At 72.2% G+C, this 26,580-nt stretch carries 30 protein-coding genes, 3 tRNA genes and 2 pseudogenes; 8 read left to right on the plus strand and 27 right to left on the minus strand.

The genetic code is table 11. From position 1 onward, the window contains the following. Positions 1 to 100 precede the first annotated feature (100 nt). From Ae717Ps2_RS23265 to Ae717Ps2_RS23290, 6 genes and pseudogenes are all read right to left on the minus strand, one after another. A pseudogene (locus Ae717Ps2_RS23265) lies at positions 101 to 1,090 on the minus strand (MCE family protein); the annotation flags it as partial. A gap of 11 nt (positions 1,091 to 1,101) precedes the next feature. After that, complete coding sequence (locus Ae717Ps2_RS23270; protein ID WP_075333897.1) at positions 1,102 to 2,553, minus strand: MCE family protein; 1,452 nt, start codon at positions 2,551 to 2,553, stop codon at positions 1,102 to 1,104. Further along, positions 2,550 to 3,392 (minus strand): ABC transporter permease, encoded by an 843-nt coding sequence (locus tag Ae717Ps2_RS23275; protein WP_020622221.1) that lies wholly within the window; start codon positions 3,390 to 3,392, stop codon positions 2,550 to 2,552. Before Ae717Ps2_RS23275 ends, Ae717Ps2_RS23270 begins: the two co-directional genes overlap by 4 nt. Beyond that, on the minus strand, positions 3,392 to 4,165 hold the full coding sequence (locus tag Ae717Ps2_RS23280) for an ABC transporter permease (protein WP_020622220.1): 774 nt from the start codon (positions 4,163 to 4,165) through the stop codon (positions 3,392 to 3,394). Before Ae717Ps2_RS23280 ends, Ae717Ps2_RS23275 begins: the two co-directional genes overlap by 1 nt. Further along, positions 4,162 to 5,275 (minus strand): annotated as a pseudogene (locus tag Ae717Ps2_RS23285) (ABC transporter ATP-binding protein). The gene Ae717Ps2_RS23280 and the pseudogene Ae717Ps2_RS23285 overlap by 4 nt, the downstream one beginning before the upstream one ends. 308 nt (positions 5,276 to 5,583) lie before the next feature. After that, a complete protein-coding gene (locus Ae717Ps2_RS23290) occupies positions 5,584 to 6,162 on the minus strand; it encodes a TetR/AcrR family transcriptional regulator (protein ID WP_020625179.1) in 579 nt (192 codons plus the stop codon). A gap of 405 nt (positions 6,163 to 6,567) precedes the next feature. Here Ae717Ps2_RS23290 and Ae717Ps2_RS23295 point away from each other — a divergent pair, with 405 nt between their 5' ends. Genes Ae717Ps2_RS23295 through Ae717Ps2_RS23310 form a run of 4 tightly spaced genes read left to right on the plus strand, consistent with a single transcriptional unit; the run spans position 6,568 to position 10,085 of the window. Beyond that, the gene (locus Ae717Ps2_RS23295; protein ID WP_020625180.1) at positions 6,568 to 6,984 is read left to right on the plus strand and encodes an SCP2 sterol-binding domain-containing protein; all 417 of its coding nucleotides are present in this window, start codon (positions 6,568 to 6,570) and stop codon (positions 6,982 to 6,984) included. Then, positions 6,981 to 7,760, plus strand: a complete 780-nt coding sequence (locus tag Ae717Ps2_RS23300) for a coniferyl-alcohol dehydrogenase (RefSeq protein ID WP_075310126.1) — start codon at positions 6,981 to 6,983, stop codon at positions 7,758 to 7,760. The genes Ae717Ps2_RS23295 and Ae717Ps2_RS23300 overlap by 4 nt, the downstream gene beginning before the upstream one ends. 37 nt (positions 7,761 to 7,797) lie before the next feature. Then, on the plus strand, positions 7,798 to 9,072 hold the full coding sequence (locus tag Ae717Ps2_RS23305) for a cytochrome P450 (protein WP_075310124.1): 1,275 nt from the start codon (positions 7,798 to 7,800) through the stop codon (positions 9,070 to 9,072). Next, entirely contained in the window at positions 9,069 to 10,085 is a 1,017-nt protein-coding gene (locus tag Ae717Ps2_RS23310) for an LLM class F420-dependent oxidoreductase (protein WP_075333898.1), read from the plus strand. The genes Ae717Ps2_RS23305 and Ae717Ps2_RS23310 overlap by 4 nt, the downstream gene beginning before the upstream one ends. Positions 10,086 to 10,133: 48 nt before the next feature. Here Ae717Ps2_RS23310 and Ae717Ps2_RS23315 read toward each other — a convergent pair whose 3' ends face one another. From Ae717Ps2_RS23315 to Ae717Ps2_RS23355, 9 genes are all read right to left on the minus strand, one after another. After that, entirely contained in the window at positions 10,134 to 10,511 is a 378-nt protein-coding gene (locus tag Ae717Ps2_RS23315; protein ID WP_075310120.1) for a hypothetical protein, read from the minus strand. After that, positions 10,505 to 10,909 carry an AtzH-like domain-containing protein gene (locus tag Ae717Ps2_RS23320; protein ID WP_075310118.1) on the minus strand — a complete coding sequence of 135 codons (405 nt, stop codon included), beginning with the start codon at positions 10,907 to 10,909 and terminating at the stop codon, positions 10,505 to 10,507. The genes Ae717Ps2_RS23315 and Ae717Ps2_RS23320 overlap by 7 nt, the downstream gene beginning before the upstream one ends. After that, positions 10,906 to 12,576: a regulator gene (locus tag Ae717Ps2_RS23325; RefSeq protein WP_075333899.1), complete on the minus strand. Its 1,671-nt coding sequence runs from the start codon at positions 12,574 to 12,576 to the stop codon at positions 10,906 to 10,908. The genes Ae717Ps2_RS23320 and Ae717Ps2_RS23325 overlap by 4 nt, the downstream gene beginning before the upstream one ends. Continuing rightward, the gene (locus Ae717Ps2_RS23330) at positions 12,573 to 13,250 is read right to left on the minus strand and encodes a cysteine hydrolase family protein (RefSeq protein ID WP_075310114.1); all 678 of its coding nucleotides are present in this window, start codon (positions 13,248 to 13,250) and stop codon (positions 12,573 to 12,575) included. The genes Ae717Ps2_RS23325 and Ae717Ps2_RS23330 overlap by 4 nt, the downstream gene beginning before the upstream one ends. Beyond that, positions 13,247 to 14,002: a cysteine hydrolase family protein gene (locus Ae717Ps2_RS23335; protein WP_170917007.1), complete on the minus strand. Its 756-nt coding sequence runs from the start codon at positions 14,000 to 14,002 to the stop codon at positions 13,247 to 13,249. Before Ae717Ps2_RS23335 ends, Ae717Ps2_RS23330 begins: the two co-directional genes overlap by 4 nt. Positions 14,003 to 14,061: 59 nt before the next feature. Next, positions 14,062 to 15,420: an allophanate hydrolase gene (locus Ae717Ps2_RS23340; protein WP_075310112.1), complete on the minus strand. Its 1,359-nt coding sequence runs from the start codon at positions 15,418 to 15,420 to the stop codon at positions 14,062 to 14,064. A gap of 65 nt (positions 15,421 to 15,485) precedes the next feature. After that, positions 15,486 to 16,178, minus strand: coding sequence for a GntR family transcriptional regulator (locus Ae717Ps2_RS23345; protein WP_020623280.1), 693 nt, complete (start codon positions 16,176 to 16,178; stop codon positions 15,486 to 15,488). Positions 16,179 to 16,264: 86 nt separating this feature from the next. Then, entirely contained in the window at positions 16,265 to 17,371 is a 1,107-nt protein-coding gene (locus Ae717Ps2_RS23350; RefSeq protein WP_043277598.1) for an NDMA-dependent alcohol dehydrogenase, read from the minus strand. Between the two features lie 83 nt (positions 17,372 to 17,454). Beyond that, positions 17,455 to 18,738 carry a sensor histidine kinase KdpD gene (locus Ae717Ps2_RS23355; protein WP_043277602.1) on the minus strand — a complete coding sequence of 428 codons (1,284 nt, stop codon included), beginning with the start codon at positions 18,736 to 18,738 and terminating at the stop codon, positions 17,455 to 17,457. A gap of 53 nt (positions 18,739 to 18,791) precedes the next feature. Here Ae717Ps2_RS23355 and Ae717Ps2_RS23360 point away from each other — a divergent pair, with 53 nt between their 5' ends. The 4 genes from Ae717Ps2_RS23360 (at position 18,792) to Ae717Ps2_RS23375 (ending at position 21,544) form a co-directional block, all read left to right on the plus strand. Next, positions 18,792 to 19,466 carry a response regulator transcription factor gene (locus Ae717Ps2_RS23360; RefSeq protein WP_020623283.1) on the plus strand — a complete coding sequence of 225 codons (675 nt, stop codon included), beginning with the start codon at positions 18,792 to 18,794 and terminating at the stop codon, positions 19,464 to 19,466. Positions 19,467 to 19,596: 130 nt separating this feature from the next. Beyond that, on the plus strand, positions 19,597 to 20,007 hold the full coding sequence (locus Ae717Ps2_RS23365) for a sterol carrier protein (protein WP_020623284.1): 411 nt from the start codon (positions 19,597 to 19,599) through the stop codon (positions 20,005 to 20,007). Positions 20,008 to 20,099: 92 nt separating this feature from the next. After that, positions 20,100 to 20,384 (plus strand): hypothetical protein, encoded by a 285-nt coding sequence (locus Ae717Ps2_RS23370; protein WP_020623285.1) that lies wholly within the window; start codon positions 20,100 to 20,102, stop codon positions 20,382 to 20,384. Positions 20,385 to 20,443: 59 nt separating this feature from the next. Next, on the plus strand, positions 20,444 to 21,544 hold the full coding sequence (locus tag Ae717Ps2_RS23375) for a CaiB/BaiF CoA-transferase family protein (protein WP_020623286.1): 1,101 nt from the start codon (positions 20,444 to 20,446) through the stop codon (positions 21,542 to 21,544). Positions 21,545 to 21,616: 72 nt separating this feature from the next. On the opposite strand, the gene rplA is transcribed toward Ae717Ps2_RS23375, so the two are convergent. From rplA to rpmB, 12 genes are all read right to left on the minus strand, one after another. Next, positions 21,617 to 22,339 (minus strand): 50S ribosomal protein L1, encoded by a 723-nt coding sequence (gene rplA, locus Ae717Ps2_RS23380; protein WP_020623287.1) that lies wholly within the window; start codon positions 22,337 to 22,339, stop codon positions 21,617 to 21,619. 82 nt (positions 22,340 to 22,421) lie between these two features. Further along, entirely contained in the window at positions 22,422 to 22,856 is a 435-nt protein-coding gene (rplK, locus tag Ae717Ps2_RS23385) for a 50S ribosomal protein L11 (protein ID WP_020623288.1), read from the minus strand. Positions 22,857 to 22,927: 71 nt separating this feature from the next. After that, the gene (nusG, locus tag Ae717Ps2_RS23390) at positions 22,928 to 23,851 is read right to left on the minus strand and encodes a transcription termination/antitermination protein NusG (RefSeq protein ID WP_075310110.1); all 924 of its coding nucleotides are present in this window, start codon (positions 23,849 to 23,851) and stop codon (positions 22,928 to 22,930) included. 58 nt (positions 23,852 to 23,909) lie between these two features. Then, the gene (gene secE, locus Ae717Ps2_RS23395) at positions 23,910 to 24,257 is read right to left on the minus strand and encodes a preprotein translocase subunit SecE (protein ID WP_075310108.1); all 348 of its coding nucleotides are present in this window, start codon (positions 24,255 to 24,257) and stop codon (positions 23,910 to 23,912) included. A gap of 129 nt (positions 24,258 to 24,386) precedes the next feature. Beyond that, positions 24,387 to 24,462 (minus strand) — tRNA-Trp (locus tag Ae717Ps2_RS23400). Positions 24,463 to 24,571: 109 nt separating this feature from the next. Continuing rightward, positions 24,572 to 25,021, minus strand: coding sequence for a MaoC family dehydratase (locus tag Ae717Ps2_RS23405; RefSeq protein WP_020623291.1), 450 nt, complete (start codon positions 25,019 to 25,021; stop codon positions 24,572 to 24,574). After that, a complete protein-coding gene (locus tag Ae717Ps2_RS23410) occupies positions 25,018 to 25,485 on the minus strand; it encodes a MaoC family dehydratase N-terminal domain-containing protein (protein ID WP_020623292.1) in 468 nt (155 codons plus the stop codon). The genes Ae717Ps2_RS23405 and Ae717Ps2_RS23410 overlap by 4 nt, the downstream gene beginning before the upstream one ends. Positions 25,486 to 25,511: 26 nt before the next feature. Next, on the minus strand, positions 25,512 to 25,679 hold the full coding sequence (rpmG, locus tag Ae717Ps2_RS23415) for a 50S ribosomal protein L33 (protein ID WP_020623293.1): 168 nt from the start codon (positions 25,677 to 25,679) through the stop codon (positions 25,512 to 25,514). Between the two features lie 42 nt (positions 25,680 to 25,721). Then, positions 25,722 to 25,797 (minus strand) — tRNA-Met (locus tag Ae717Ps2_RS23420). A gap of 40 nt (positions 25,798 to 25,837) precedes the next feature. After that, positions 25,838 to 25,910: transfer RNA gene (locus Ae717Ps2_RS23425), tRNA-Thr, on the minus strand. 127 nt (positions 25,911 to 26,037) lie between these two features. Further along, the gene (rpsN, locus tag Ae717Ps2_RS23430) at positions 26,038 to 26,343 is read right to left on the minus strand and encodes a 30S ribosomal protein S14 (protein WP_020623294.1); all 306 of its coding nucleotides are present in this window, start codon (positions 26,341 to 26,343) and stop codon (positions 26,038 to 26,040) included. Next, complete coding sequence (gene rpmB, locus Ae717Ps2_RS23435; RefSeq protein WP_020623295.1) at positions 26,343 to 26,579, minus strand: 50S ribosomal protein L28; 237 nt, start codon at positions 26,577 to 26,579, stop codon at positions 26,343 to 26,345. Before rpmB ends, rpsN begins: the two co-directional genes overlap by 1 nt. Between the last annotated feature and the right edge of the window lies 1 nt (position 26,580).

Below are 26,580 nucleotides of genomic sequence, written 5' to 3' on the forward strand. Positions count from 1 at the left end.
GGTCGCCGGGCTGCGAGCCGTCGGTCGGGGCGGTGTTGCCCGCCCCGATCCCGGACGGGTCCGGGCCACAGCGCCGCTCGGGGTTGCGGATCGGGCCGATGCCCAGGTCCTCCAGTGAGGTCGGCGGCAGGATCGGCGAGATGCCGATCTGGCCGTCGAGGCCGCAGAGGTAGAAGTTGAACCAGCTGCCGTAGGAGCCGACGCGGGCGATCCGGTTCAGCTTGAACGGCGTGTACTGCAGGAACCGCTCGATCGTGGGGCGTCCCTGGTCGAGCTGGGTCGCCAGATCGCCGAGGTTGCGGATGTCGTCGCGCAGCGGCGGGCGGGCGTCCTCCAGGAACGACCCGGTGACCTGGGTCAGCTCGCCGATGGACTGGATCGCGTTGCCGATGGGCTCGCGGTCCTGGGCGAGTCCGGACACCAGCGCCTGCAGCGAGCTGATCAGCTCGTTGAGGCCCTCGTCGTTGCGGTTGACGGTGTCGAGGGTCAGGTTCAGGTTGTCGATGACCTGACCGATGACCTGGTCGCGGTCGGCGATCGAGTTGGTCAGCGACGACGTCGAGGCGAGCAGGCTCTGCACCGTGCCGCCCTCGCCCTGCAGGACCTGGACGATCTCCATCGACAGCTTGTTGATCTGATCCGGGTCGAGGCCCTGGAACAGCGGCTGGAAGCCGTTGAACAGCACGGTCAGGTTGACCGCGGGCCGGGTCCGCTCGATCGGGATCTGGCCGCCCGGGGGGAGGTCCTCCCCGGTCGGGCCCGCGCCCTGGTCCAGCGCCATGTACCGCTGGCCGATGAGGTTCTTGTACTTCAGGGTCGCGCTGACCGTCGCCGGCAGCGGGGTGGACGAGTCGACGTCGAACGCCACCTCGGCGACCCGCTGGTCGACGATGCGGACGTCCTTGATCGACCCGACGACGACGCCGGCGATGCGGACGTCGTCGCCGGCCAGCAGGCCGGTCGCGTCGGTGAACCGGGCGGTGTACTCGGTGACCTGGCCACCGCGGGCGTTCGCGATGGTCAGGCCGAGCATCGTGGTGCCCAGTGCCGTGATCAGCGCGAAGACCAGGAACTTGACCAGCGCCGAGATCGGGAGCCTGCTCACGTCAGCGTCACCTCCGTGCCGCGCAGGAGCGGGCCGACCAAGGTCGCGCTCCAGGCCGGGACGGCCTGCGGGGAACCGCCCTGGTGGGCGGCCAGCAGCTGGGCGACGACCTGCTGCTCACCGGTGGAGTTCGCGACGCCCATGTCGACCGAGCCGCTCTGGTGCGCCCCGTCGTAGGACGACGGCTGGATGCCGGCCTGGCCGAGCGCGCTGGTCAGCGGGGGCAGCACGCCCGCACCGTTCTGCGCGCTCTGGTCCTGGATCAGGCCGAAGCTGTTCGTGCCGTCGTAGGTGCCGAAGGTGTCGGTCCCGAAGTCCTCGGGGTTGCCCATCGGCTGCCCGGCCGGGGCCGGGCCGGGGACGGAGCCGTCGCGGAACGGGCCGTCCGGCGGGTACTGGGTGCCGGCCGGCGACGGGATCGGGTAGCAGCGCGGCCCGCGGTCGTCGCCGTAGCGGGGCTCGTCCTGGTTGGGCAGGTACTTGCCCTTGCTCGAGACGATCTCGAGGGTGATGTTGATGCCCACCCGGTCGGTGCCCGGCCGGATCGCGTTGTTGATCTTCGGGATCAGCTCGACGAGCTGGCGGGTCAGGCAGGGGAACTCGGGCGAGTAGCGCTCGAGCGTCTCCAGCGTCGGCCGGCTGGCCGCCGACAGCCCGATGATGTTCTCGCCGTTGGCGTCGAGGAAGGCCCGCAGGTCGTCCGACGCGCCGGTGATGGAGCGGTAGAGGTTCCGCAGCCCCTCGCGCTTCTCGACGATCGTGCGGCTGGTGACCGTCAGGTTGTCGAGCGCGTCGAGCAGGTCCGGCGCCGCCTGGTTCAGGTTGTCGGAGAACGTCGCCAGCTGGCGGATGTCCTCCTGCAGGTCGGGCACGGCCGGGTTGAGGCCCTCGACCAGCGTGTTGAGCTGGGTGAGGGTCTCGCCGAGCTGGTTGCCGCGGCCCTGCAGCGCCTGGGACAGCGCGCCGAGGGTGGTCGCGAGGTCCTGCGGGCGGACGGTCTGGAGCAGCGGCAGGAGATCGTCGAGCACCCGCTCGACCTCCAGAGCGGCCTGGCTGCGGTCCTCGGGGATGACGTCACCCGCGGCGAGGCGGGTGGTCGAGGGCGCGGCCGGCGGGACGAGCGAGACGAACTTCTCGCCGAACAGCGTCTTCGGCAGCAGCTGCGCGGTGACGTTCTCCGGGATCTCGTCGAGGTACTGCGGGTCCATCGACATGTCGATGCTGGTGGTCGTGCCGTCCGAGACGACCTTGTCGACCTGCCCCACGATCAGACCGTTGATCTTGACGTCGGAGCGCTCCTGCATCTGGGTGCCGACCCGCGCGACGTTGAGCGTGACCGGGACGCCGGAGGAGAACACCCCGGCGTACTGGGCGACGGCGAGGCCGAGCAGGACGACGATGACCGTGACGAAGGCCAGGCCCTGCAGCACGCGCTTGGTGGACCTCATCCGGCCACCCGCACCGAGGTGGAGGTGCCGAACATGACCAGGGTGAGGAAGAAGTCGAGCACCGCGGTGCTGACGATCGACAGCCGCACCGCCCGGCCCACCGCGACGCCGACGCCGGCCGGGCCGCCCTTGGCGGAGTAGCCGTAGTGGCAGTGGATCAGGATGATCACCGTCGCGAACACGATCACTTTGAGATACGACAGCAGTACGTCACTGACCGGCAGGAACAGGTCGAAGTAGTGGTCGTACGTGCCACCCGGCAGACCGTTGAGCAGCGTCACGTTGATCCGCGACGCGGCGTAGCTGGCGAGCAGGCCGAGCGTGTAGATCGGGATGATCGCGACGATGCCGGCGACCACCCGGGTGGTGACCAGGTAGGGCACCGAGGGCACGGCCATGACCTCGAGGGCGTCGATCTCCTCGGAGATCCGCATCGCACCGAGCTGGGCGGTGAACCCCGCGCCGAGGGTCGCGGTCAGTGCCGAGGCGGCGACCAGCGGGGCGATCGAGCGGGTGTTGAAGTAGGCGGTGATGAAGCCGGTCAGCGCCTCGACGCCGAGGGCGTCCAGGGCCCGGAAGCCCTGCAGGCCGACCAGCGAGCCGACGAACAGCGACAGCGACGCCATCACACCGACGGTGCCGAGGATGACGATCAGCGCGCCGGACCCGAAGGAGACCTCGGCGAGCAGCCGGGCGACCTCCTTCTTGTAGCGGGTCAGCGTCTTCGGGATCCAGAGGATGGACCGGATGTAGAGCGAGAGCTGGTCGCCCAGCTCCTCCAGCTGGTTGAGCGGCGCCTGGGCGGCCCGGCGGGTCCGCGCTCCGAGTCGGGTAACCATCAGAAGCCCTTCGGCGGGACGAGCTCGAGGTACAGGGCGGTGAGCACGAGGTTGATGAGGAAGACGAGGACGAAGGAGATGACGACGGCCTGGTTCACCGCGTCACCGACCCCCTTCGCACCGGGCGGCGGGTTCAGCCCGCGGAACGCGGCGACGACGCCGGCGACGATGCCGAACAGGAACGCCTTCAGCTCGGACACGACGATGTCGCTGACCTGCGCGATCGCCGAGAAGCTGGAGATGTAGGCGCCGGGCGAGCCGCCCTGGATGATGACGTTGAAGAAGTACCCGCCCGCGACGCCGACGCAGGTCGCGAGGCCGTTCAGGACGACCGCGGTGATGCCCATGGCGAGCACCCGCGGGACGACGAGGCGCTGGATCGGCGAGATGCCGAGCACCTCCATCGCCGCGATCTCCTCGCGGATGGTCCGCGCACCGAGGTCGGCGCACACGGCGGAGCCGCCGGCACCGGAGATCAGCAGTGCGGTGACGATCGGTGCGGCCTGCTGGACGATCGCGAGGACCGCGCCGGCGCCGGTCTGGGACTGGGCGCCGAACTGGCGGGTCAGCTCACCGAGCAGCAGCGCGATCGTCGCACCGAAGGGGATGGTGAACAGCGCGGTCGGCAGCGCGGAGACCTTGGTGACGAACCAGGTCTGCTCGACGAGCTCACGCCACTGGAACGGCCGGCGCAGTCCCTGGCGGCCGATCTCGGCGAACAGGCCGAAGAACTTGCCGACCGGGGTGAGCGCCCGGGTGACGGGACTGGTCATCGGTCACCGCCGGAGAGCTGGTGCCGGCCACGGGGGTCGGGGGTGTCGTCGGTGATCCGCGGGTGGATGTCGGTCGGGTGCTCGTCGCGGGCCTCGGAGATCGTGCTCCCGTCCTGCGCGGGGCGGGCGAACCGGGAGGTCGCGTCGGTCTCGGCGTGCTGCTCGCGGATCGCCTCCTGCGCCGACTGCGGCAGCTCGTGCAGCATCGCCTCGACCCGCTCCCGGCGACGGTGCACCGCCTTCCGGTCCGGCATCCCCGTCGAAGCCACCAACTGCGGCTTCATCGGCGGACGACCCTCCAGCTCACCCGCCTCCTCCATCTCCCGGGCAGCCTGCGCAGCGTCCTTCTCCTCCGACATCCCGATCGGACCCTCACGACGCCCGTTCAGGAACTGCGCCACCACCGGCTCGTCCGAGGTCAACAACACCTCCCGCGGACCGAACATCGCCAGATGCTTGCGATACAGCAGACCGATGTTGTCCGGCACCGTCTGCGCCGAGTTGATGTCATGGGTCACGATCAGGAACGTCGAATCCGTCATCGCGTTCAAATCGATGATCAACTGGTTCAGATACGCCGTACGCACCGGATCCAGACCCGAGTCCGGCTCATCGAACAAAATGATCTTCGGATCCAACACCAACGCCCGCGCCAACCCCGCACGCTTGCGCATACCACCCGAGATCTCCCCCGGCAGCTTCCCCTCCGCACCCACCAGACCGACCATGTCGATCTTCTCCATGACGATGTCCCGGATCGCCGACTCCGAACTTGCGCGTGTGCTCCCGCAACGGGAACGCGATGTTGTCGAACAAGTTCATCGACCCGAACAACGCACCGTCCTGGAACAACACCCCGAACAGCTTCCGGATCTCGTACAGCTCCGACTCCGAGCACTTGCACAGATCCACACCCTCGATGACGATCGATCCCCGCTCGGGCTTCAGCAGCCCGATCAGCGACTTCAGGAACACCGACTTGCCGGTACCCGACGGCCCGAGCAACACCGACACCTCGCCCGCGGGCAGGGTCAGGCTCACGTCCGACCAGATGTTGGCCCGACCGAAGGACTTCGTCAGTCCCTCGACCTTCACCTCGACACCGGTCACGTGTCGCCTCCTCGCGCAATAGACCGACGAACCGCACCGGGGCCCGGGAACGCTGGGGAGCGGGGGCCAGTCGTCGGTGCTGAACGGCACAACGAGTCTGCGCGTCAGGGGTTACTTGCGGGTCGGCGGGGTCGCCGATCAGTCACCGTACCGTAGTCTACGTTACGGTTACCGAGGGTTACAGATCACCGCAGATTGTTGCGGACCGTGGGTAACAGTGCTCCCGGTCGGGTAGCAGGGCTGGTCCGAACGGCCTGAATGGGCGCGGTCGGCCGGTTCGGCCACCACCGCCCCACCCGCACAGAGGATCACCCGATCGGCGGCGTCACGTGCGGGGCGTACGACAGGATGAGGCGCTGGTAGTCGTCGAACAGGGCACGCAGGAGATCGCGGTCGCGGGGGTCGCAGGTCTGCTGGTACCCGGCCATCAGCGAGATGCCGAAGACGGCGAGCCTGCGGGCGTCGTCCGGGTCGGGCACCACCTCGGCCACCACCTGTTCCAGCGCGATCCTGCGCTGCACGTCCACGCGCGCCTGGGCACGACCGACCTCCGGGTCGATCTGGGCCCACGCCCGGATCGCGGCCTCGGCGTCGTGTCGCAGGGCCACCGTGAGCTGCTTGACCACGTCGATCCGCTCGACCGGGTCCGCGGTCGCCCGGGCCAGCTCGACGATCCGGTCGGTCTGCTCGGCCTCCCAGTAGCGCAGCAGCCCGCGAACGAAGCCCGCCCAGCCGCCGAAGTGGTGGTAGAACGATCCGCTGGTCACGCCGAGGGACCGGCACAGCGGGCCGATCTTCAGCCCGGCCGCGCCCTCGCGCGCGAGGATCGACATCGCGGCGTCGTAGTACTGCTCGGCAGCGATCTGCCGACCCGTCCTCCTGGCCACCCCGCCCCCTCTCCACCACCCGTGCCGGCCCACCAGGGTGCCACGCCGGACGCGCGTCCGATCAGGAGATCCTGCGCGGCGGGCGTCCGGTCCGCGCGTCACGCGTCGGGCGGACGGCACCCGGAGCAGAGCCGGACCGGCCGACCCGGCGCTGCCCGCCGGGGCGGGACGGCGTCGGTCCCGAACGACCGTGGCGGGCGGCGGAGCGGCTGCGCCCCACTCCCCCGGAAGGCCCGCGGGACACCGGCACGGGGACCGTCGGGTCGTCGACCACCGTCGTCGACGCGTCCACGGCCACGTCCGCGTCGACCTCCGCGTCCTCCGAGTCGGAGTACTTCCCCAGTAACGTAATCTACGTTACGTTCCGGTGGCAACGACGCACACTCACGACGACGTGGAGGAACCGTGCCCGGATTCACCGACGAGGACGAGCTGTACCGCTACATCGGCGGCATCTTCGAGACCGCGCTGGCGGACCCCGAGCTGTCGCCGAAGCTCCGCAGCACCGGCCTGGTCCTGCGTCAGCAGTGCACCGACCCGGACTCCGCGCTGATCATCGACCTGCCCGGGGCCAAGGTCTGGAAGGGCTCCGACGCCGGCGCCCCCGAGCCGCAGGCCACGATGACCATGTCCACCGAGACCGCGAACGCCTACTGGCAGGGCACGGTCAACCTGACCTTCGCCATGGCCAAGGGCAAGGTGAAGGTCGAGGGCACGGTCACCAAGCTCCTGCAGCTCGCGCCGTTGTCCAAGCGCCTGTTCCCCACCTACGTCGAACGTCTCAAGGCCGACGGCCGCGAGGACCTCCTGGTCACCAAGTGAGCCGCCGGGTACTGGTGACCGGTGCCGCGTCCGGGATCGGCGCCGAGGTCGCGCGCCGGTTCGTCGATGCCGGCGACGAGGTCGTCTCGCTGGACCTGAAGGACACCCCCGTCGGCGTCGCGCGGCACGTGCACTGCGACCTGTCCGACGTCGCGTCGATCGACTCCGCCGTCGCCGCGCTCGACGGGGAGTTCGACGCCCTGTGCAACGTGGCGGGAGTGCCCGGCACCGCGCCGGCCGAGCTCGTGCTGCGGGTGAACCTGCTCGGGCTCCGTCACCTGACCGAGTCGGCCGTCGAACGGATCCGCCCGGGTGGCGCGATCGTGAACGTCGCCTCCATCGCCGGCTACGGCTGGGCCGACCGGCTGGCGGCGCTGCGTGAGCTGCTCGCCACCGACACCCTCGACGAGGGGCTCGCCTGGTTCGCGGCGCATCCGCAGGCGGGCAACGCCTACAACTTCTCCAAGGAGGCCCTGATCGTCTACACGATGCTCATGGCCCCCGTGTTCGGCGAGAACGGGGTGCGGATGAACGCCGTCTGCCCCGGCCCGGTCGAGACCCCCATCCTCGGCGACTTCGAGGAGTCGATGGGCAAGGAGAACCTCGACGCGCTCGCCGCGTTCCTCGGCAGGCACGCCACCCCCGCCGACATCGCCGGCCCGGTCCTGTTCCTGGCCGGTCCGGAGTCCGCCTGGATCAACGGTCACGCGCTCGTCGCCGACGGCGGCATCAGCGGTGCCGTGTTGACGGGCATGATCCCCCCACCCGAGATCTGATCCGGTTCCGACGACGCAACCGCGAGGAGGCAATCCCGTGACCACCACGGAGAAGCGCCCGTACGACCCGCTCGACATCTCCACCCAGGCGTTCTGGGCCCAGACCCCCGATGCCCGCGAGGAGCGGTTCGCCGAGCTGCGCCGCGAGCGCCCGCTGTCCTGGCACCCGCCGGCCGAGACCGACCTGCTGCCCGACCCCGACGCCCCCGGGTTCTGGGCGCTGGTCACCCACGCCGACATCCAGGCCGTCAGCCGCGACGCCGAGACCTTCGCCTCCGGCCAGCAGTACGGCGGCGTGATGCTGGAGGACGTGCCCGAGGACATGCTGGAGGCCGCGCACTCCATCCTCGCGATGGACGCGCCGCGCCACCACCGCCAGCGCAAGGTCATCAGCTCGGTGTTCACCCCGCGCCGGGTCCGTCAGATCGAGGAGCAGATCGCCGAACAGGCCCGGCTCATCGTCGACGACCTGCTCGCCGGTGACGGCTCGGCGGACTTCGTGACCGCGGTCGCGGCGCGGCTGCCGATGTGGACGATCTCGCAGATGATCGGCATCCCGCCGGAGAGGCGGCAGGAGGTCGCCGACGCCGCCAACGCCATGGTCGGCTGGAACGACCCGGACTACATCGGCGACGGCGACCCGATGGCGGTGCTGCTCAACGGGCTGATGACGCTGCACACCGCGTCGTTCGAGCTGTCGGCGCTGCGCCGCGAGGACCCCGCCGACGACCTGATGACCGCCCTGGTGCAGGCCGAGGTCGACGGCGACGCGCTCACCGACGAGGAGATCGCGGCGTTCTTCGTGCTGCTGTGCGTCGCGGGCAACGACACCACCCGGCAGACCTCCAGCCACGCCATCCTCGCGCTGGACCGCAACCCGGACCAGAAGCGGCTGCTGACCGAGGAGTTCGACGACCGGATCAAGCCCGCCGTCGAGGAGTTCGTCCGCTGGGCCAGCCCGGTGCTGACCTTCCGGCGCACCGCGACCCGCGACACCGAGATCCGCGGGCAGCGGATCGCCGAGGGCGAGCGGGTCGTGCTCTTCTACCACTCCGGCAACCGTGACGAGTCCGTGTTCACCGACCCGCACGTCTTCGACATCACCCGCGCCGAGAACCCGCACGTCGGCTTCGGCGGCGGCGGCCCGCACTTCTGCCTGGGCCACCACCTGGCCAAGACCCAGCTGCGCGCGCTGTTCCACCAGCTCCTCACCCGGGTCCCGGACCTGTCGGTGGGCGAGCCGGAGTTCCTGACCGGGAACTTCATCAACGGCATCAAGCGGCTACCGGTGACGTTCGGGACGGCGTCGTGAAGCTCGGCCTGGCGCTGGGCTACTGGGGCGCCGGGCCGCCGCCCGGAACGGTGGAGAAGGTCGACGCCGCCGAGGACCTCGGCTTCGACTCGATGTGGACGGCCGAGGCGTACGGCTCGGACGCGTTCACCCCGCTGTCCTGGCTCGGCTCCCGCACCACGCGGATGCGCCTGGGCACCTCGGTCGTGCAGATGTCCGCGCGCACCCCGACCGCGACGGCGATGGCCGCCATGACGCTGGACCACCTCTCCGGCGGCCGGATGGTGCTGGGCATCGGCGCGTCCGGGCCACAGGTCGTCGAGGGCTGGTACGGGCAGCCGTACCCGAAGCCGCTCGCGCGCACCCGGGAGTACGTCCGGATCCTGCGCGCCGCGATCGCGCGGGAGAAGGTGCTCTCCGACGGCCCGCACCACCCGATCCCGTACCCGGGCGGCACCGGGCTGGGCAAGCCGCTGCGCTCGACGCTGCACCCGTACCGGACCGACCTGCCGATCCTGCTCGCCGCCGAGGGCCCGAAGAACGTCGCGCTGGCCGCCGAGATCGCCGACGGCTGGCAGCCGCTGTTCTACGCACCCCGGAACGACGCGCACTACCGCGAGTCCCTCGACGCCGGGTTCGCCGCCCGCGGCGGGCGCCCGGACGGCTTCGAGGTCGTCTGCATGGTGCAGGTCGTCGTCGACGACGACCTCGAGGCTGCCGCGGACCGGATCCGCCCGTTCCTCGCGCTCTACGTCGGCGGGATGGGCGCCAGGGGTGCGAACTTCCACTACGAGGTCTTCGCCCGCATGGGCTACGAGCAGGAGTGCGCCCGCATCCAGGAGCTCTACCTCGCCGGCGACAAGGACGCGGCCGCGAAGGCCGTCCCGACCTCGATGGTCGAGCAGGTGGCACTCGTCGGTCCGACGGCGAAGATCGCCGAGGAGCTGCCGGTGTTCCGCGACTCGCTGATCACGACGATGGTCGTGGACGGCGCACCCGACCACCTGCGCACGATCCGCGACCTGGTCGGCTGAGGCCCCGGGGCCGTCCCACCCGCACGGATGCGGTGGGACGGCCCCGGATCACCGTGCCGCGAGGTAGGCGGGCCAGCTGCCGTGCTCGGTGACGTCCCGGGCCCCGGGCGTCGCCGTCGTGCACACGATCCCGGCGACCGGATCGCCGTCGTCGAGCAGGACCCGGCCCGGCGCGAGCGGCGCGGGCAGCACCAGGCCCGCGGCGGCCGCGGCGGGCAGGTCGAACACCTCCACCTCGATCGCCGCGCCGCCCGCGCCGACCCGGAGCAGCCCGCCGCGCGGGACGTCGCCGTCGAGGGCGAGCAGCCGGTACTCCGGCGCGGTCACCCGCACCGCCCGGAACCGGGCCCCGAGGGCGAGCAGCTCGTGGTGCAGCGGCTGGCCCCGCCGGTGCGCGGCGACGACCGCGAATCCCCCGGTCAGCACGGCACCTCCGAGACGTGTGCTGCCACGATCCGCCAGGCGCCGCCGAGCCGCGCCCAGGTCTGGGTCTGCCGGCCCTCCCGCGCGCCGTCCGGGTAGCCGAACCGTGTGCTGACGACGGCCGCGTCGCTCCCGAGGGCGAGGACCGTCGTGCCGGACAGCGTCCGCCCGGCCGGGACCCCGGGGTTCACCCGGCGCCACGCGGCGATCTGGGCGCCGCCCTGCTGGCGGTCGGCGACGCCGAAGCGGACGCAGCGGTCGTCGTCCCAGAACAGCTCGGTGAGGACGGCGACGTCGGCGTCGCGCAGCGCCCGCTCGTACCGGTCGAACGCAGCCCGCACCTGCGCGACGACGTCGGGCCGGTCCAGCTCGTCGGCCGTGGTGACCGTGCCGCGGGTCATGCCGTGGCCGGGCGGGGTCCGCCGACGGCGTCGGGCCCCTCGGTCGTGGCCGGAGCCGCGGCCGGCCGAGCCGGCTGCGGCTCCGCCGGGGCGACCGGCGCGGCGGCGGGCTCCGGCGCGACGGCCTGCCGGGCGGTGGCGCCACGTCGGGTGCCCCACCCGAACGCGGCCAGCACGATCGCGGCGAACAGGTAGCCGAGCGCGATCTGCCCGCCCACGTTCCAGCCGACGGCCTCGGCGTGCATCAGCCCGACGAACCCGAGCACCGCCCCGGCGGCGGAGTACGCGGCCGCGGCGAAGAAGTTCTTGTCGATGACGAACGCGGTGATCGAGCCGAGCACCAGACCGGCGAGGATCGCGCCACCGCCGAGCAGCACGGTGCCGTGGTAGACCAGCCCGGCCCCGGCGAGGGCCTCCTCCCCGACCCGGGCCGCGGTCGTCCCCGCGGCCGACAGCGCGTTGTTCATCAGCCCGGTGGCCCAGGCCGCGATGTTCGGGACGATCGCGATGACGACGGCGACGGCGTGGCGGCGCGGGGTCTCCTGGAACGCCTGGGCCCCGATCAGCAGGCCGATGTAGAGCAGGATCGGCACGATCGCCGGGGTCGGCAGCAACGCTCCGAGCAGCGAGAACAGCCCGAGGAAGCACATCAGGGAGATGAACACCCCGGACGCCAGCGAGTACGTCGTCCGGCCGCCGGCCGCCTTCCAACCCGGGTGTCCGATGTAGACCGCGGGCGGGAACGGGCAGCCCATCGCGGCACCGACGACGGCGCCGGCGCCGTCCGCGGCGAGCACCGCGCGCATGTTGTACTCGTCGCCCGCGACGGCCGCGGACTCGATGTTCGTCATGCCCTCGGTGAAGTTGTAGATGCCCAGCGGGATCGCCGTGGCGAGCAGCGGGGCGACGTCGGCGAGCCCGGCACCGAGCCGGGCGAGGTCGACGGTCGGGAGGCTGATCGCGACGTCGCCGGCGGCGGAGACGACGTCGGGCACCGACATGTACCCGCCGACCCAGCCGATCGCGGTGCCGACGAGCAGCGCTGCCAGCCCCACCGGGATGTTCCCGGGCAGCTTCAGGTCGGTGAAGAACCCGATCAGGATGATCACCATGACCGGCAGCGCGATCCACAGGGCCTCGAACATCTGCGCGGCCGGGCGCATCGAGATGAACGCGATCGAGACGCCCGCGAGCGTGCCGAGCATCGCGGCCTGCGGGGTGAACCGCCGGATCCACGGACCGACGAACGCGCCGAGCAGCACGATCAACCCGATGATGAACGACCAGGCGAGACCGGCCGCCCAGGCGGTGAGCGGGTTCCCCGTGGCCAGCGCGATCGGCAGCATGATCACGAAGACGACGATGAACATGTGCGGCACGGACGGGCCGTAGGGCATGGCGCAGACGTCCGTGCGGCCCTCGCGGTGCGCCAGTCGACGGGCGAGGTAGGTGTAGTAGACGTTGCCGATCAGCAGCTGGACGCCGAGCGCCGGGAGGATCACCCCGAACACCTCGGCGCCGGGGATGTTCACCACCCCGATGCACAGCCCGGTCAGGGTCAACACGTTGACCAGCGTGTTGAACCCGAGCCCGAAGAACGCGTTGGTGTCCCCCGCGACCCACCAGGAGAGCCTCATCGGCTGGGGTGCGGTATCCGTCGTGGTCATGCCACGGCCTCCCTGGTCAGTGCGGTGAGCAGTGCGGACGAGGGCGCGACCCAGCCGAAGATGCCGCCCTGGGCGGCCACCATCTCCAGTGCGACGCGGTGGAACTCGGGGAAGTAGGAGCCGGTGCAGTCCGAGAGCACGAGGCACTCGTAGCCGCGGTCGTTGGCCTCCCGGACGGTCGTGTGCACGCAGACCTCGGTGGTCACGCCGGCCACGATCAGGCTGGTGATGCCGCGGGACCGCAGCTCGGCGCCGAAGGTGGTGCCGTGGAACGAGCCCTTGCCGGGTTTGTCGATCACGAGCTCGCCGGACTCGGGCCTCAGCTCGTCGATGATGTCGTGGCCGTACTCGCCGCGGACCAGGATGCGGCCCTTGGGCCCCGGGTCGCCGATGCGCAGGCTCGGCTCGCCGCGGTTGAGCTTGGCGGGCGGGCAGTCGCTGAGGTCCGGGACGTGGCCCTCGCGGGTGTGGATCACGGTCATGCCCAGCGCGCGGACGGTGCGCAGTACCTCCTGCAGCGGCGGGATGACGCTGCGCAGCAACGACACGTCGTTGCCCAGGGTCTCGCCGAAGCCCCCGGGCTCGCAGAAGTCCCGCTGCATGTCGATGATCAGCAGGGCGGTGGTCGCGGGGTCGAAGGCGAAGGTGCCGGGGTCGGCGTCGACCGAGATCACGAGTCACTCCAGGTGGTCGCCCCGACGACGGCGTCGGACGACCCGACGGCGCCGAACACCCCGCCCTGCATGGTCACCATGTGCAGGGCGGCGTCGTGGTTGGCGGGGTCGGTGGCGCCGGTGCAGTCGGCGAGGATCAGGCACTCGTAGCCGCGGTCGTTCGCCTCGCGCATGGTGGTGTGCACGCAGACGTCGGTGGTGATGCCGGTCAGCAGGATGTGGGTGATCCCGTTGGAGCGGAGGACCAGGTCGAGCTGCGTGGCGTAGAACGCGCCCTTGCCGGGCTTGTCGATCAGCACCTCGCCGGGCACCGGGGCGACCTCCGGCACGATCTCCCAGCCGGGTTCGCCGCGGACGAGGATCCGCCCGGCCGGTCCGGGGCTGCCGATCTCCGCCCCGATCCGCCGCGACCGCCAGCGCTTGTTCGCGGGCAGGTCGGACAGGTCCGCGGCGTGTCCCTCCCGGGTGTGGACGACGAGCATCCCGGTCTCGCGGGCGTGCGCCAGCAGCCGGGCGGTCGGGGCGAGGCCCTGTCGGGTGAGCCCGATGTCGTAGCCCATGCGGTCGACGTAGCCGCCGGGCCCGCAGAAGTCGACCTGCCAGTCGATGCAGATCAGCGCGGTGCGGGCGGCGGGGACGGTGCCGTCGTAGGGCCAGGGGTAGGGACGGGCCGCGACCGGCCCGATGGTGGCGGTGCGGGTCGCGGCGTCGAGTGCGGGGTCGGGTGCGGTGTCGAGTGCGTCGGTCGTCATGGCGCCTCCGGTTCCGGTGGTCGGTGCGGGCAGAGAGGACGGGCACGGTGCGGGCGGTCTCATCGCGGCGGCCCGAGCAGCGCGGCCGCGGCGTGCAGCAGCCGGGCCTCGGAGAAGGCGGGGCCGAGCAGGGTGACCCCGAACGGCCGCCCGTCGTCGGTGGTCCCGGCGGGCACCGCGACGGCGGCGAGGTCCAGCAGGTTGGTGGCCTGGGTGTAGCGGCCCAGGACGAGGTTGCGCACGACCGGCTCGGCCGCCAGCTCCGCCCGGGTGAACGTCGTCGGCACGGTCGGGAGCAGCAGGACGTCCGCGGTCGCGAACAGCCGGGCGACCTCGGCGCGCAGCTCCTGCAGCCGGTACCGGGCGCGGAACGCCTCGACGGCGGAGAACCGGGCACCCGCCTCGATCACCGCGCGGGTCACCGGCAGCACGGCGTCGCGGTGGGTGTCGAGGACGTCGGCGAGGACGGCGAGCCGTTCGGCCACCCACGGCCCGCCGTAGAGCAGGTCCCCGGCCTCGCGCAGGGCCGCGGTGGGTGTGCCGACGGTGCTCGCGGCCCGGGCGGCGACGGTCGCCGCGACCCGGGCGAAGGCGTCGGCGAACCCGGTGTCGACCGTCCCGTCACCGCGGTCGAGATCCAGGTCCTCCGGCAGCGCGACGACGACCGGGCCGGCGCCGGGGGCCTCTGGCGGGGCGGCCCGGGACCACGGGTCGTCCGGGTCCGGCCCGGCCAGCACCGCGAGCACCTCGGCGGCCCCGGCGAGGTCGCGGGTGAACACGCTGACGCAGTCCAGCGACCGGCAGGCGGGCAGCATCCCGGCCGTGCCGATCAGGCCGCGGGTGGGCTTGAGCCCGACGACGCCGTTCAGCGCGGCGGGCACCCGCCCGGACCCGGCGGTGTCGGTGCCCAGCGCGACCGGCACCAGCCCGGCCGCGACGGCGACGGCGCTCCCCGAGCTGGACCCGCCGGAGATCAGGTCGCCGCCGAAGACGCTCTCCGGCGCCCCGTAGGGCGAGCGGCCCCCGTTCAGACCGGTGGCGAACTGGTCCAGGTTGGTCTTCCCGACGACGATCGCGCCCGCCGCGCGCAGCCGCCGGACCGCGGTGGCGTCGGCGTCGGGGGTGCGGGTGAACGCCGGGCAGGCGGCGGTGGTGGGGAGCCCGACGGCGTCGATGTTGTCCTTCACCGCCACCGGCACGCCCCACAGCGGGTGGCCGGCCGGGTCGAGTCCCTCCAGCTCACGGGCCCGCCGGTGCAGCTCGTCGACCGGGGTGCGGGAGATCCAGACGTGGTCGTCGCCGCGGGCGTCGATCCTGGCGGTCAGCTCCGCGACGACGTCCGCGGGTCGGAGGGCGCCGGAGGCGTAGCCGGCACGGAGGCCGGACACCGTCGCCGAGGGGCTGGACAGCAGCTGCATTCCGTCGATTGTCGACAGTTTGGTGTCACCTCAAGGTGTCCGAGGTAACAGCTGCGTGACGTCTGCTACTGCTCGTGCAGCTCGGGGCCGAGGTAGGCGCGGCCCCCGTGGTGGGCCAGCGCGTCGAGCACAGCCGCCCGGTCCCCGGCCACGACCGCCTCGTACAGCCGGCGGTGCCGTCGCGCCCCCTCGGCCGGGGAGCGCTGCTCGGCCTCGCGACGCATGTTGGTCGCCATGTACAGCTGGAGCTGCAGGATGACCGGCTCGAAGACCCGGACGAGGTGCCGGTGCCCGGCCAGCCCGACCAGGGCCAGGTGGAACTCGCGGTGTGCCTCGGCACGGTCGACCGCGGCGCCCTCGCCGTCGTCGGCCGCGGCGCGTTCGATCCGTTCGGTGGCCCGCTGGAGACGGGCGAGCCGGGCCGGGTCCCGGCGCCCGCTCCCGGCGAACATCTCGTCCACGGCGAACCGCTCCAGCGCGTCGCGCAGCCCGAACAGCTCGGTCATGTCCCGGGCCGAGAGTTCGCAGACCCGGACCCCGCGCCGCGGGAGGTGCTCGACGAGGCCCTGCTCACCGAGCTGACGCAGCGCCTCGCGCACCGGCGCCCGGCTGATGCCGAACCGGCGGGTCAGCTGCTCCTCGACCAGGCGCTCCCCCGGCGCGAACACACCCCGCAGGATGTCCCGGCGGATCCGGTCGAGCGCCAGCTCCACCAGGCTCGGGGAACCGAGCTCCTCGAGCGGGGCCTCCGAGCTCACCGGGGCGACTCCTGGGGACGACGGGACGGGAGGGTGACCCCACCAGCCTGTCAGATCCGGGTCGGTGCGAGTCGCCCCGGTCGTGCTCAGTACCGGATGAGCCCGCGGATGTTGCGCCCGGAACGCATGTCCTCGTAGCCCTCGTTGACCTGGTCGAGGGTGTACTCCTTGGTGATCAGCTCACGCAGCTTGAGCTGTCCCAGGTTGTGCATCTCCAGCAGCCGCGGGATGTCGAACTGCGCCGCGGAGCTGCCGAACAGCGCGCCGCGGATCTGCTTCTCGTAGAGCGTGAGGTCGAGCAGCGACAGCGACGCCGTCTCCTCCTCGGCCCGGGCCAGCGCGGTGACGACGACCCGGCCGCGCTTGCCGACCAGCTGCAGCGCGGGCTGCAGGTCCTCACCCATCGCGACGCCGGTGCACAGGATCGCCGCCTCGGCCATCTGCCCGCGGGTCACCTCGCTGACGATCTCCCAGGCCTCGTCGATGCTCGCGGCGACGTGCGTGGCGCCCAGCTCGCGGGACCGTTCCCGCTTGTGCTCGACCGGGTCGACGGCCACGACGTACCGGCACCCGGCCGCGCGGGCGCCCTGCACCGCGTTCGCGCCGATGCCGCCGATGCCGACGACGACGGCGGTGTCCCCGGCCCGCAGGTCCGCGGTGCGGACCGAGGAGCCGAAGCCGGTGGTGACGCCGCAGCCGACCAGCGCCGCCAGGTCGAGCGGGAAGCCCTCGTCGATCTTCACGGCGGACTTCACCGGGACGACGGTGTGCCGGGCGAACGTGCCGAGCAGACACATCTGGCCCAGGTCCTCGCCGCGGGCGTGGAACCGGTAGGTGCCGTCGAGCTGCGGCCCGAGGGTGGCTCCGGCGCCGTCGTTGCAGAGGTTCGGCTGGCCCTTGGAGCAGTACGGGCAGCGCCCGCAGGAGGGCAGGAAGGTCATCACGACCGGGTCTCCGACCTCGAGCTCGGTGACACCCGGGCCGACCTCGATGACCCGGCCGGCGCCCTCGTGGCCGCCGACCATCGGCAGGACCGCGGGCAGGTCACCGGTCACGAGGTGTTCGTCGGAGTGGCACAGCCCCGACGCGGTCAGCTCGACCATCACCTCGCCGGCGTTCGGGGAGTCGAGCTCGACCTCCTCGATCTCCCACTTGCCACCGGGTTCCCACAGCACCGCTGCCGTCGTACGCATGGTGGTGGATCCTGGTCGCGCCGAGACCTCCGGCACACCCGTCGTCCGCGCCAGCGCTGGCCCCCGGGTGCCAGGGGAGGTCCTCAGGCGCCGGCGAGCGGGAGGGTGAGCCGGGCGACGAGGCCGCCGCCCTCGCGCGGGAGCAGGCTCAGCTCACCGTCCATCGCGGACGCGAGCGCCTCGGCGATCCACAGGCCCAGCCCGGCCGTGCCGCGGCGCTCCCCCAGCGCGACGCCCTTGGCCGTCACGACGCCCTCCTGGCCCGCGGGCAGGCCGGGACCGCGGTCCCGGACCTCGGCGGTGAGCACGGCGCCGTCGTGCGACAGGTGCAGCTCCACGACCTCGTCGCCGGAGTGCCGGGCGGCGTTCTCGGCCAGGTTGGTGAGCATCCGGCGCAGCCGCTGCGGGTCGCAGTGGACCGCGGCCCCGGCCGGCTCGACGACCGGGTGTCGCCGGTGGGCGGCGATCCCGGCGGCGTCGAGCACGGCGTCGGCGAGCTCGGCGAGCGCGACGCGCCGGGGCCGGTCGCGCCCGAGCGGGCTGCCGTCGGCGACGGCCAGGTCGGCCAGCCCGTCGAGCATGTCCTGGAGGTGGGCGGCGTGGTCGGCGAGCAGCCGCGACGCACGCCGGGCCGCGTCACCGTCGAGCCTGCCCGCCGCGAGGTCCGACGACAGCGCGGTCAGCGAGGCGACCGGGGTCCGGAACTCGTGCAGCACGACACGGGCACCGTCGAGCCGGGCCCGGCTCTGGGACACGATCCGGTCCCGCAGCGCACGCTCGGACAGGTAGCGCTCGTGTTCGTTCTCCGCGCGGGCCCGGGTGGTCGCGATGTCGGCCAGCTGGTGTTCCAGCAGCCGCACCTGCACCCCGGTGAGCACGGCGGTCGCGAACAGGAAGCCGGTCCACCACAGCCCGGCCAGGAGCGCGTCGGCGAGGGCGACGCGCGGCCCGGACCCGAGCAGTACCGCGACGGTGTAGCCGGCACCGAGCCCGAGCGCGGCGAACCGCGCGACGCGCGGCCCCCCGCGCAACGCGATCGCGATGACGACCAGCGGCAGTGCCCCCACCATCGGACTCGCGACGCCGCCGGTGAAGCCGCAGGCGAGCACGCTGAGCACGCCGTCGAGCCCGGTCAACACGGCCGGGGGCACCGGCAGCCGCCCCCGCACCAGCGAGACGACGCCGAGCACCGCCGCGTACACCGTGCTCAGCCCGACCAGCACCGCGGCGACGACCGGCCGCTCGCCGGTCAGGTCCGGGCGGCTCACGACCAGGCCCACGGCGGCGAGCACCACGCAGAGCCGCAGCACGACGGCCTGGCGTTCCTCCCGGGTGCGTTCGGGGAGCTCACCGGGGTGCGCGGTCACGGTCGGGGCCTCTCGGACGGGGACGCGGGTCGGGGCCACATTAGGCTCGGGGCATGCCGCCCGCGCCGACAGCGCCGCACGTCGTCGTCATCGTCGACGACCACGCCCTGTTCGCGCAGGGGCTCGCCCTGCTGCTGGAGTCCCGCGCCGGGGACACCTTCCGGGTCGCGGGCTCCACCACGGCCGGGGAGGAGGCTGTCGCGCTGGTCGGGCGGCACCGGGCCGGGATCGCGATCGTCGACCTCGCGCTGCCGCCGCTGGGCGGGGTGGAGACGATCCGCCGGATCAAGGCCGCCTACCCCGCCACCCGGGTGCTGGCGCTGTCGGGCACCGAGGACCTGGACCTGGCCGCGGCCGCGATGCGCGCGGGCGCCGACGGCTACCTGGGCAAGTCCGCCGACCCGGAGGTGCTGGTCGCCCCGCTGCTGTCGATCGCTGCCGGGGTGCGGGTGCTGCGCGCGGAGCTGCTCGACGCGCTGCTCGTCGCGGCCGACCGCACCGCCGACGGCCTGCTCGACCGGCTCGGTGAGCGCGACATCGAGCTGTGGACGCTGCTGGCCCGGGGCCTGGAGACCGCCGACATCGCGCGCCCGATGCTGGTCAGCGAGCGCACCGCCAAGCGCATGATCGCCTCGCTGCTGCACAAGCTGGGCGCGGCCAACCGGATCGAGGCGGCCGCGCTCGCCGGGCGCTGCGGGCTGCTCGACGAGCACCCGGCCGGGCGCTGAGGGGCGGCACGGCCCGGGCGGGCCAACCCTGGCCCGGTGATCGGCTGCGCGCCCCGGACCACACCGGACACACTCGCCGCGACGCACCGGGCGACCCCACGTCCGGCCCCCATCCCGCGAGGAGGCGCTGATGGCCGTGTTCGCCGACGAGGCCGAGGTCTACGAGTACCTGGGCGGGGTGTTCCGGATCGGCATGGCCGACCCGGACCTGGTCGCGAAGCTGAAGCCGTCGGGCGTCGTCCTGCGGATCACCTACACGAACCCGGACGCGGTGCTCACCGTGGACATGCCGAACTCCGAGATCCACACCGGCGCCGGGCAGGGCCCCGACCCGAACATCGAGCTGTTCATGTCCGCCGACACCGGCAACCGGTTCTGGCTGGGCAAGGTCATCCTCCCGGTCGCGTTGGCCAAGGGCGACGTCCGCGCCAAGGGCCCGGTCTCGAAGGTCCTCAAGCTGCTGCCGATCGCCAAGCAGCTCTTCGGCCCGTACAAGGCCAAGCTCCAGGCCGAGGGCCGGGAGGACCTGCTCAAGGCCTGACCACGATCGGGTGAAGACCCCCCGGCCGTCCGGCCCGCCGCGACGGCGCCCGGCGAGACTGGGGGCCGACCCACCCGACGGAGGCGCCGGCGATGGACGACATCTGGCTGGACGTGCAGGCCTGGCAGCCGCTGCGGGGTGTGCTGCACCGGATGACCGAGATCCAGTGCGACGCACCCGACCCGCTGCCCGACGGCTTCGACGAGTGGCACGACTGGGCCGAGGCCTGCCTGCTGGAGGTCGCGCTGCGCGACGGCTGGCAGCACGGGCGCTACGCGTACACGATCCAGGAGCGGGACACGACCGGCCATCCCGTCCGTGAGATCGGCAAGGACATCTGGGACTACGAGGAGCCGGCTCGCGAGCCGACCGGCTGACCACCGGCGCCGGGCCGCTACCGTCGCCGGGAACCATTCGCGTGACGAGGAGGTCCACGGTGACACGGGGCAGGGGTCCGCTGGCCGGACTGAAGGTGATCGAGCTGGCCGGGATCGGGCCGGGGCCGCACGCGGCGATGATCCTGGGCGACCTCGGGGCGGACGTCGTCCGCATCGACCGGCCGTCGGGCGGGCTGAAGCTCGGGTCCGACTCGGTACCCGACCCGACGGCACGCGGCCGCCGTTCGGTCACCGCGGACCTGAAGGACCCGGCGGGCAGGGAGACCGTGCTCCGGCTGGTCGAGTCCGCCGACGTCCTGCTGGAGGGCTACCGGCCGGGCGTCACCGAGCGCCTCGGCGTCGGCCCGGAGGACTGCCACGCCCGCAACCCGCGCCTGGTCTACGGCCGGATGACCGGCTGGGGCCAGGACGGCCCGATGGCGCCGCGCGCCGGGCACGACCTGAACTACATCTCGCTGACCGGTGCGCTGCACGCCATCGGCCGCGCCGGGGAACGCCCGGTCCCACCGCTGAACCTGGTCGGTGACTTCGGCGGCGGCTCCATGCTGCTCGTCGTCGGCGTGCTGGCCGCGCTCTGGGAGGCGAAGGCCTCCGGGCAGGGGCAGGTCGTCGACGCCGCCATGGTCGACGGCGTCAGCGTCCTCAACCAGATGTTCTGGGGCTTCCTGGCCCAGGACGCCTGGGTCGACGAGCGCGGCTCGAACCTGCTCGACGGGCACGCCCCGTTCTACGACACCTACACCTGCGCCGACGGCGGCCACATGGCCGTCGGGGCCCTGGAGCCGCAGTTCTACGCCCAGCTCATCGCCGGGCTCGGGCTCACCGAGGACGAGCTGGGCCCGCAGTACGACCGCGCCGGCTGGCCCGCCATGCGGGCCCGGTTCACCGAGGTGTTCGCCTCCAAGCCCCGCGACGAGTGGGCCGCGGTCTTCGAGGGCACCGACGCGTGCACCACCCCGGTGCTGTCGTTCGCCGAGGCCCGCGAGAACGCGCACCTGGCCGCGCGCGGAACCATCGTCACCTCCGACGGCGTGCCCCAGGCCGCACCGGCGCCGCGGTTCTCCCGCACGGTCACCGAGACCGCCGGTCGCGGTACCGGCCCGGAGGACGTCGAGGACGTCCTGCGCGACTGGGCCTGACCCCGCAGACGACGACGCCCCCGGTTCCGCAGGGAACCGGGGGCGTCGTCGTGTCAGGCGCTGATCAGGCGATCAGTCGGTCTCCTCGTCCGCGACCAGCAGGTTGCGGGTGCGGTTCGGGTCCACCGGGATGCCCGGCCCGGTGGTGGTGGAGACGGTGATCTTCTTGACGTAGCGGCCCTTGGCGGCCGACGGCTTGAGCCGCAGGATCTCGTCGTAGGCGGCGCCGTAGTTCTCCACCAGCTTCTCGGTGTCGAACGAGGCCTTGCCGATGACGAGGTGCAGGTTGGCCTGCTTGTCGACCCGGAAGTTGACCTTGCCGCCCTTGATCTCGTTGATGGCCTTCGTGACGTCCGGCGTCACGGTGCCCGTCTTCGGGTTCGGCATCAGGCCACGCGGGCCGAGGATGCGGGCGATGCGGCCGACCTTGGCCATCTGGTCCGGGGTCGCGATGGCGGCGTCGAAGTCGAGCCACCCGCCCTGGATCCGCTCGATGAGGTCCTCGGCGCCCACGGCGTCGGCGCCGGCGGCCTCGGCCTCGGCGGCCTTGTCGCCGGTGGCGAACACGATGACCCGGGCGGTCTTGCCGGTACCGTGCGGCAGGTTCACGGTGCCGCGGACCATCTGGTCCGCCTTACGGGGGTCGACGCCCAGCCGCATCGCGACCTCGACGGTCGCGTCGGTGTTCTTGCTGGACGTGTCCTGGGCCAGCTTCGCCGCGGCGAGCGGCGAGTAGAGGCGGTCCGCGTCGATCTTCGCGGCGGCCTCACGATAGGCCTTGCTGCGCTGTGCCATCTGTCCTCGTCTCCTCTGAGGTCAGGTCGTGGTAGGAGCCGCGCCCGGCTCTCCCACGCGTACGGGTGGTGTGGGGGCTCGCTCAGCCGTCGACCGTGATGCCCATCGACCGGGCGGTGCCGGCGATGATCTTGGCGGCCTGGTCGAGGTCGTTCGCGTTCAGGTCGTTCATCTTGACCTGGGCGATCTCCCGGACCTGGGCCATGGTCACGCTGGCGACCTTGGTCTTGTGCGGCTCGCCGGAGCCCTTCTCGACACCGGCCGCCTTGAGCAGGAGCCGCGCCGCGGGCGGGGTCTTCAGCTCGAAGGTGAACGACCGGTCCTCGAAGACCGAGATCTCGACCGGCACGATGTTGCCGCGCTGGGCCTCGGTCGCCGCGTTGTAGGCCTTGCAGAACTCCATGATGTTGACGCCGTGCTGGCCCAGTGCGGGGCCGACCGGCGGGGCCGGCGTCGCTGCGCCTGCCTGGATCTGGAGCTTGATGATCGCGGAGAGCTTCCGCTTCTTGGGGGGCATGTCCGTTCCTCAGTGATCGATGTGCACGCCACGCGGCCCTGCCATGCCGCGGACGTTCCTCACGGGTGCGATCAGATCTTGGAGACCTGGTTGAACCCGAGCTCGACCGGGGTCTCCCGGCCGAAGATCGAGACCAGCACCTTGAGCTTCTGGGCGTCGACGTTGACCTCGGAGATGCTCGCGGGGAGCGTGGCGAACGGGCCGTCCATGACGGTGACCGACTCGCCGACCTCGAAGTCGACCTCGACGGTGGGGGCGCCGCCGGAGGAGGCGGAACCGCCGGACGCGGACCTGCCGGCCTCGGCGTCCTTCTTGGGGGCCTCGACCTTGGGCAGCAGGAACTTCACGACCTCGTTGATCGTCAGCGGCGACGGCTTGGACGTCGCGCCGACGAACCCGGTGACGCCCGGCGTGTTCCGCACCGCGCCCCAGGACTGGTCGTTGAGCTCCATCCGCACCAGGATGTAGCCGGGCAACACCTTGCGCTGGACCTTCTTGCGCTGCCCGTTCTTGATCTCGGTGACCTCTTCGGTGGGCACCTCGACCTGGAAGATGTAGTCCTCGACGTCCAGGGTCTGCGCCCGGGTCTCGAGGTTCGACTTCACCTTGTTCTCGTAGCCCGCGTAGGAGTGGACGACATACCAGTCGCCGGGCGCGCGACGCAGTGCGGCGCGCAGCTCCTCCTCCGGATCCACGTCCTCGTCCGGCTCCTCCGCGACGGCCTCGGCCTCGTCGGCCTCACCGGCCTCGTCGGTGCCGTCGGCGGTCGGGACCGTCTCGCCCTCGCCGTCCAGCGTCTCCGCCTCGGCGCCGGGGGTGCTGTCGTCCTCGGCCTCGGTGTAGTCGCCGGAGACGGCGTCCTCACCGTGCGCCGCCTCGACGTCGGCGTCCTGGACGGACTGCTCGGGCAGCGTCTCGTCGGCCGCGTTCTCGGCGACGGCGTCGATCGCGGCCTCGTCGGCCGCCTCGTCGTACGCCTTGCTGTCGGAGGTCACGTCCTACTCGCTTCCATTGTTCGGTGTCGGTCGGAGCCGGTCGGCGTTCGTACTCGCGTCAGTTGCCGAACAGCAGGGCGACGCCCTCGGCGAACGCCGAGTCCAGCACGAACACCAGCGCCACCATGATCGACACGAAGATCAGGACCGCGATGCTGTACTTCACCATCTGGCTGCGGTCGGGCCAGATGACCTTGCGGAGCTCCGCGACGACCTCGCGCAGGAACCGGGCGAGCCGGGCGAAGAGCGACGGCTTCTTCTCCTTCGTCGCCGCGGCGGCGCGACCTGGGGTGGCGCGACCCTTGCCGGGGGTGCTCGCGGGCCCGGAGGCCCGCCGTCCACGACGGTCGGCGGCGTTGCTCGGGCGCTCCCGCCCGGGCCGCTCCGACTCGTGCTCGTCGCTCACGCGTGTCGCCCTCCGCAGGTGGCGGGCGTCCGCCCGCCCTCGGTCACGTCCTCCGCTTCGGGAGAACCCTCGTCGCTTCGTCCGTGCCGTCTGCCGCGCCGCCGTGATCTCCGGTGGCCTGCGGCGTCGTGGCAGGGGTGACAGGACTTGAACCTGCAACCTGCGGTTTTGGAGACCGCTGCTCTGCCAATTGAGCTACACCCCTTTGCCCCGGTCCACCAGGTGGCCGCGGGGCGGACGCAACGGATCATCCGGTGCGCCCGGCTGGAACGAGTGTACGCACCCGCTCCCGCGGGCCCGCACGCCGGGTCGTCTCACCCGGGGAGGACGACCTCGGCGCGGGCGCGGCCGAGCACCGTCTTCCCCTCGAAGGTCGCCTTGAGATCGACGACGGCGATCCGCTCGCCGTCCTGTTCGCGCACCTCGGCGACGGTGCCGGAGAGCTCGACGGTCGCACCGGTGTCGTCGTCCGGGACGACGACGGGCCGGGTGAAGCGGGTGCCGTAGCTGCGGATCGCGGCCGGGTCCCCGGTCCACGCGGTCAGCACGCGCCCGGCGAGCGCCATCGAGAGCATCCCGTGCGCGATCACACCCGGCAGCCCGGCGACCGCGGCGACGCGGTCGCTCCAGTGGATCGGGTTCAGGTCGCCGGAGGCACCGGCGTAGCGCACCAGGTCGGCGCGGGTGACCTGGACGGTCAGCGACGGCAGTGCGTCGCCCTTGGCGCAGTCCGCGGCGGTCCGCGAGGTCAGCGGTGCACTCACGCGTCCCCCTCGGTGCCCGTGTCCTCGCCGGCGGGGCTGACCAGCATCGAGTGCGTGGTCGCGACCGGCTCGCCCGCCGCGTCGGTGATCTCGCACCGCAGCGTCAGCATGTGGTTGCCGGCCCGGGTGCGCAGCTCGTCGACGTGCAGCACCGTGGTGAGCTCGTCGCCGGCGACGAGCGGCCTGCGGAACGTGACCCGCTGGTCGCCGTGGACCATGCGGGTGTAGTCCCACCCGAAGGCGGGGTCCCGGAGGAAGTCCTCGATGACCGGCATCGTGAAGCAGGTCGAGAACGTCGGCGGGGCCACCAGGTCGGCATGGCCCGCGGCACGCGCCGCGTCCACCTCACGGAAGAGCGGGTCGTCGTCACCGATGGCGACGGCGAACTCGCGGATCTTCTCGCGGCCGACCTGGTACGGCCCGACCGGGTCCGAGCTGTGCCCGACCCAGGACTGGTCGACCACCGTCAGCTCCGGGAGTCGCTACGCACTCAGCGGGTCTCGCGGTGCGCCCGGTGGGTGCCGCAGTTCGGGCAGAACTTCTTGATCTCGAGCCGGTCGGGGTCGTTCCGCCGGTTCTTCTTGGTGATGTAGTTGCGGTGCTTGCACTCCTCGCAGGCCAGAGTGATCTTCGGCCGCACGTCCGTGGCCTTGGCCATCGCGGGTGCCTCCCAGCATGTCTCGTGAATGATGCGCCAACGTGGTGACGATGGCCGGACTTGAACCGGCGACACAGCGATTATGAGCCGCTTGCTCTACCAGCTGAGCTACACCGTCATGCAAGAAGCCTCGCCGCATGCGGCGAGGCCCCTTGTCGAGCCCCCTTACGGAATCGAACCGTAGACCTTCTCCTTACCATGGAGACGCTCTGCCGACTGAGCTAAGGGGGCGGCAGCACCGGTGTCCCGCGGGCCCCGAGGGGCTCGCTCTCACCGACGGGAAGAACTTTACACCGAGGTTCCAGGGCCCCGAACGGGGGGCCCCGGAACCCGGTCACCGCACGTCAACCACGGTTCGTCACCAGCTCGACTTGCGGACACCCGGCAGTGCGCCGTCGTGCGCGAGCTCGCGCAGGCGGACCCGGGACACCCCGAACTTGCGGAGGTGTCCGCGCGGACGGCCGTCGACCGAGTCGCGGTTGCGGACCCGGGTCGCGCTGGCGTCGCGCGGCTGGCGGCGCAGCTCGGCGACCGCGGCGGCCCGCTCGGACTCCGGCGTCGTCGGGCGGGCGATGATCGCCTTCAGCTCGGCGCGGCGCTCGGCGTAGCGGGCGACGATCGCCTTCCGCCGCTCGTTCTTCGCGATCTGTCCGGTCGTGGCCATCAGACCTTCACCCCGTTCGCCCGGACCTTCGCCACCGCGGCGGAGACGCCGATCCGGTCCACCGTCCTGATCCCCTTGACCGAGAGCGTGAGCTTCACCCAGCGGTTCTCCTCGGCCAGCCAGTAGCGGCGGGTCTGCACGTTGGGGTCCCAGCGCCGGCTGGTCCGCCGGTGGGAGTGCGAGACCGACTTGCCGAAGCCCGGCTCACGGCCGGTCAGGTCACAGCGCTTGGCCATC

It is taken from the genome of Pseudonocardia sp. Ae717_Ps2 (assembly GCF_001932475.1).
GTDB lineage: Bacteria > Actinomycetota > Actinomycetes > Mycobacteriales > Pseudonocardiaceae > Pseudonocardia.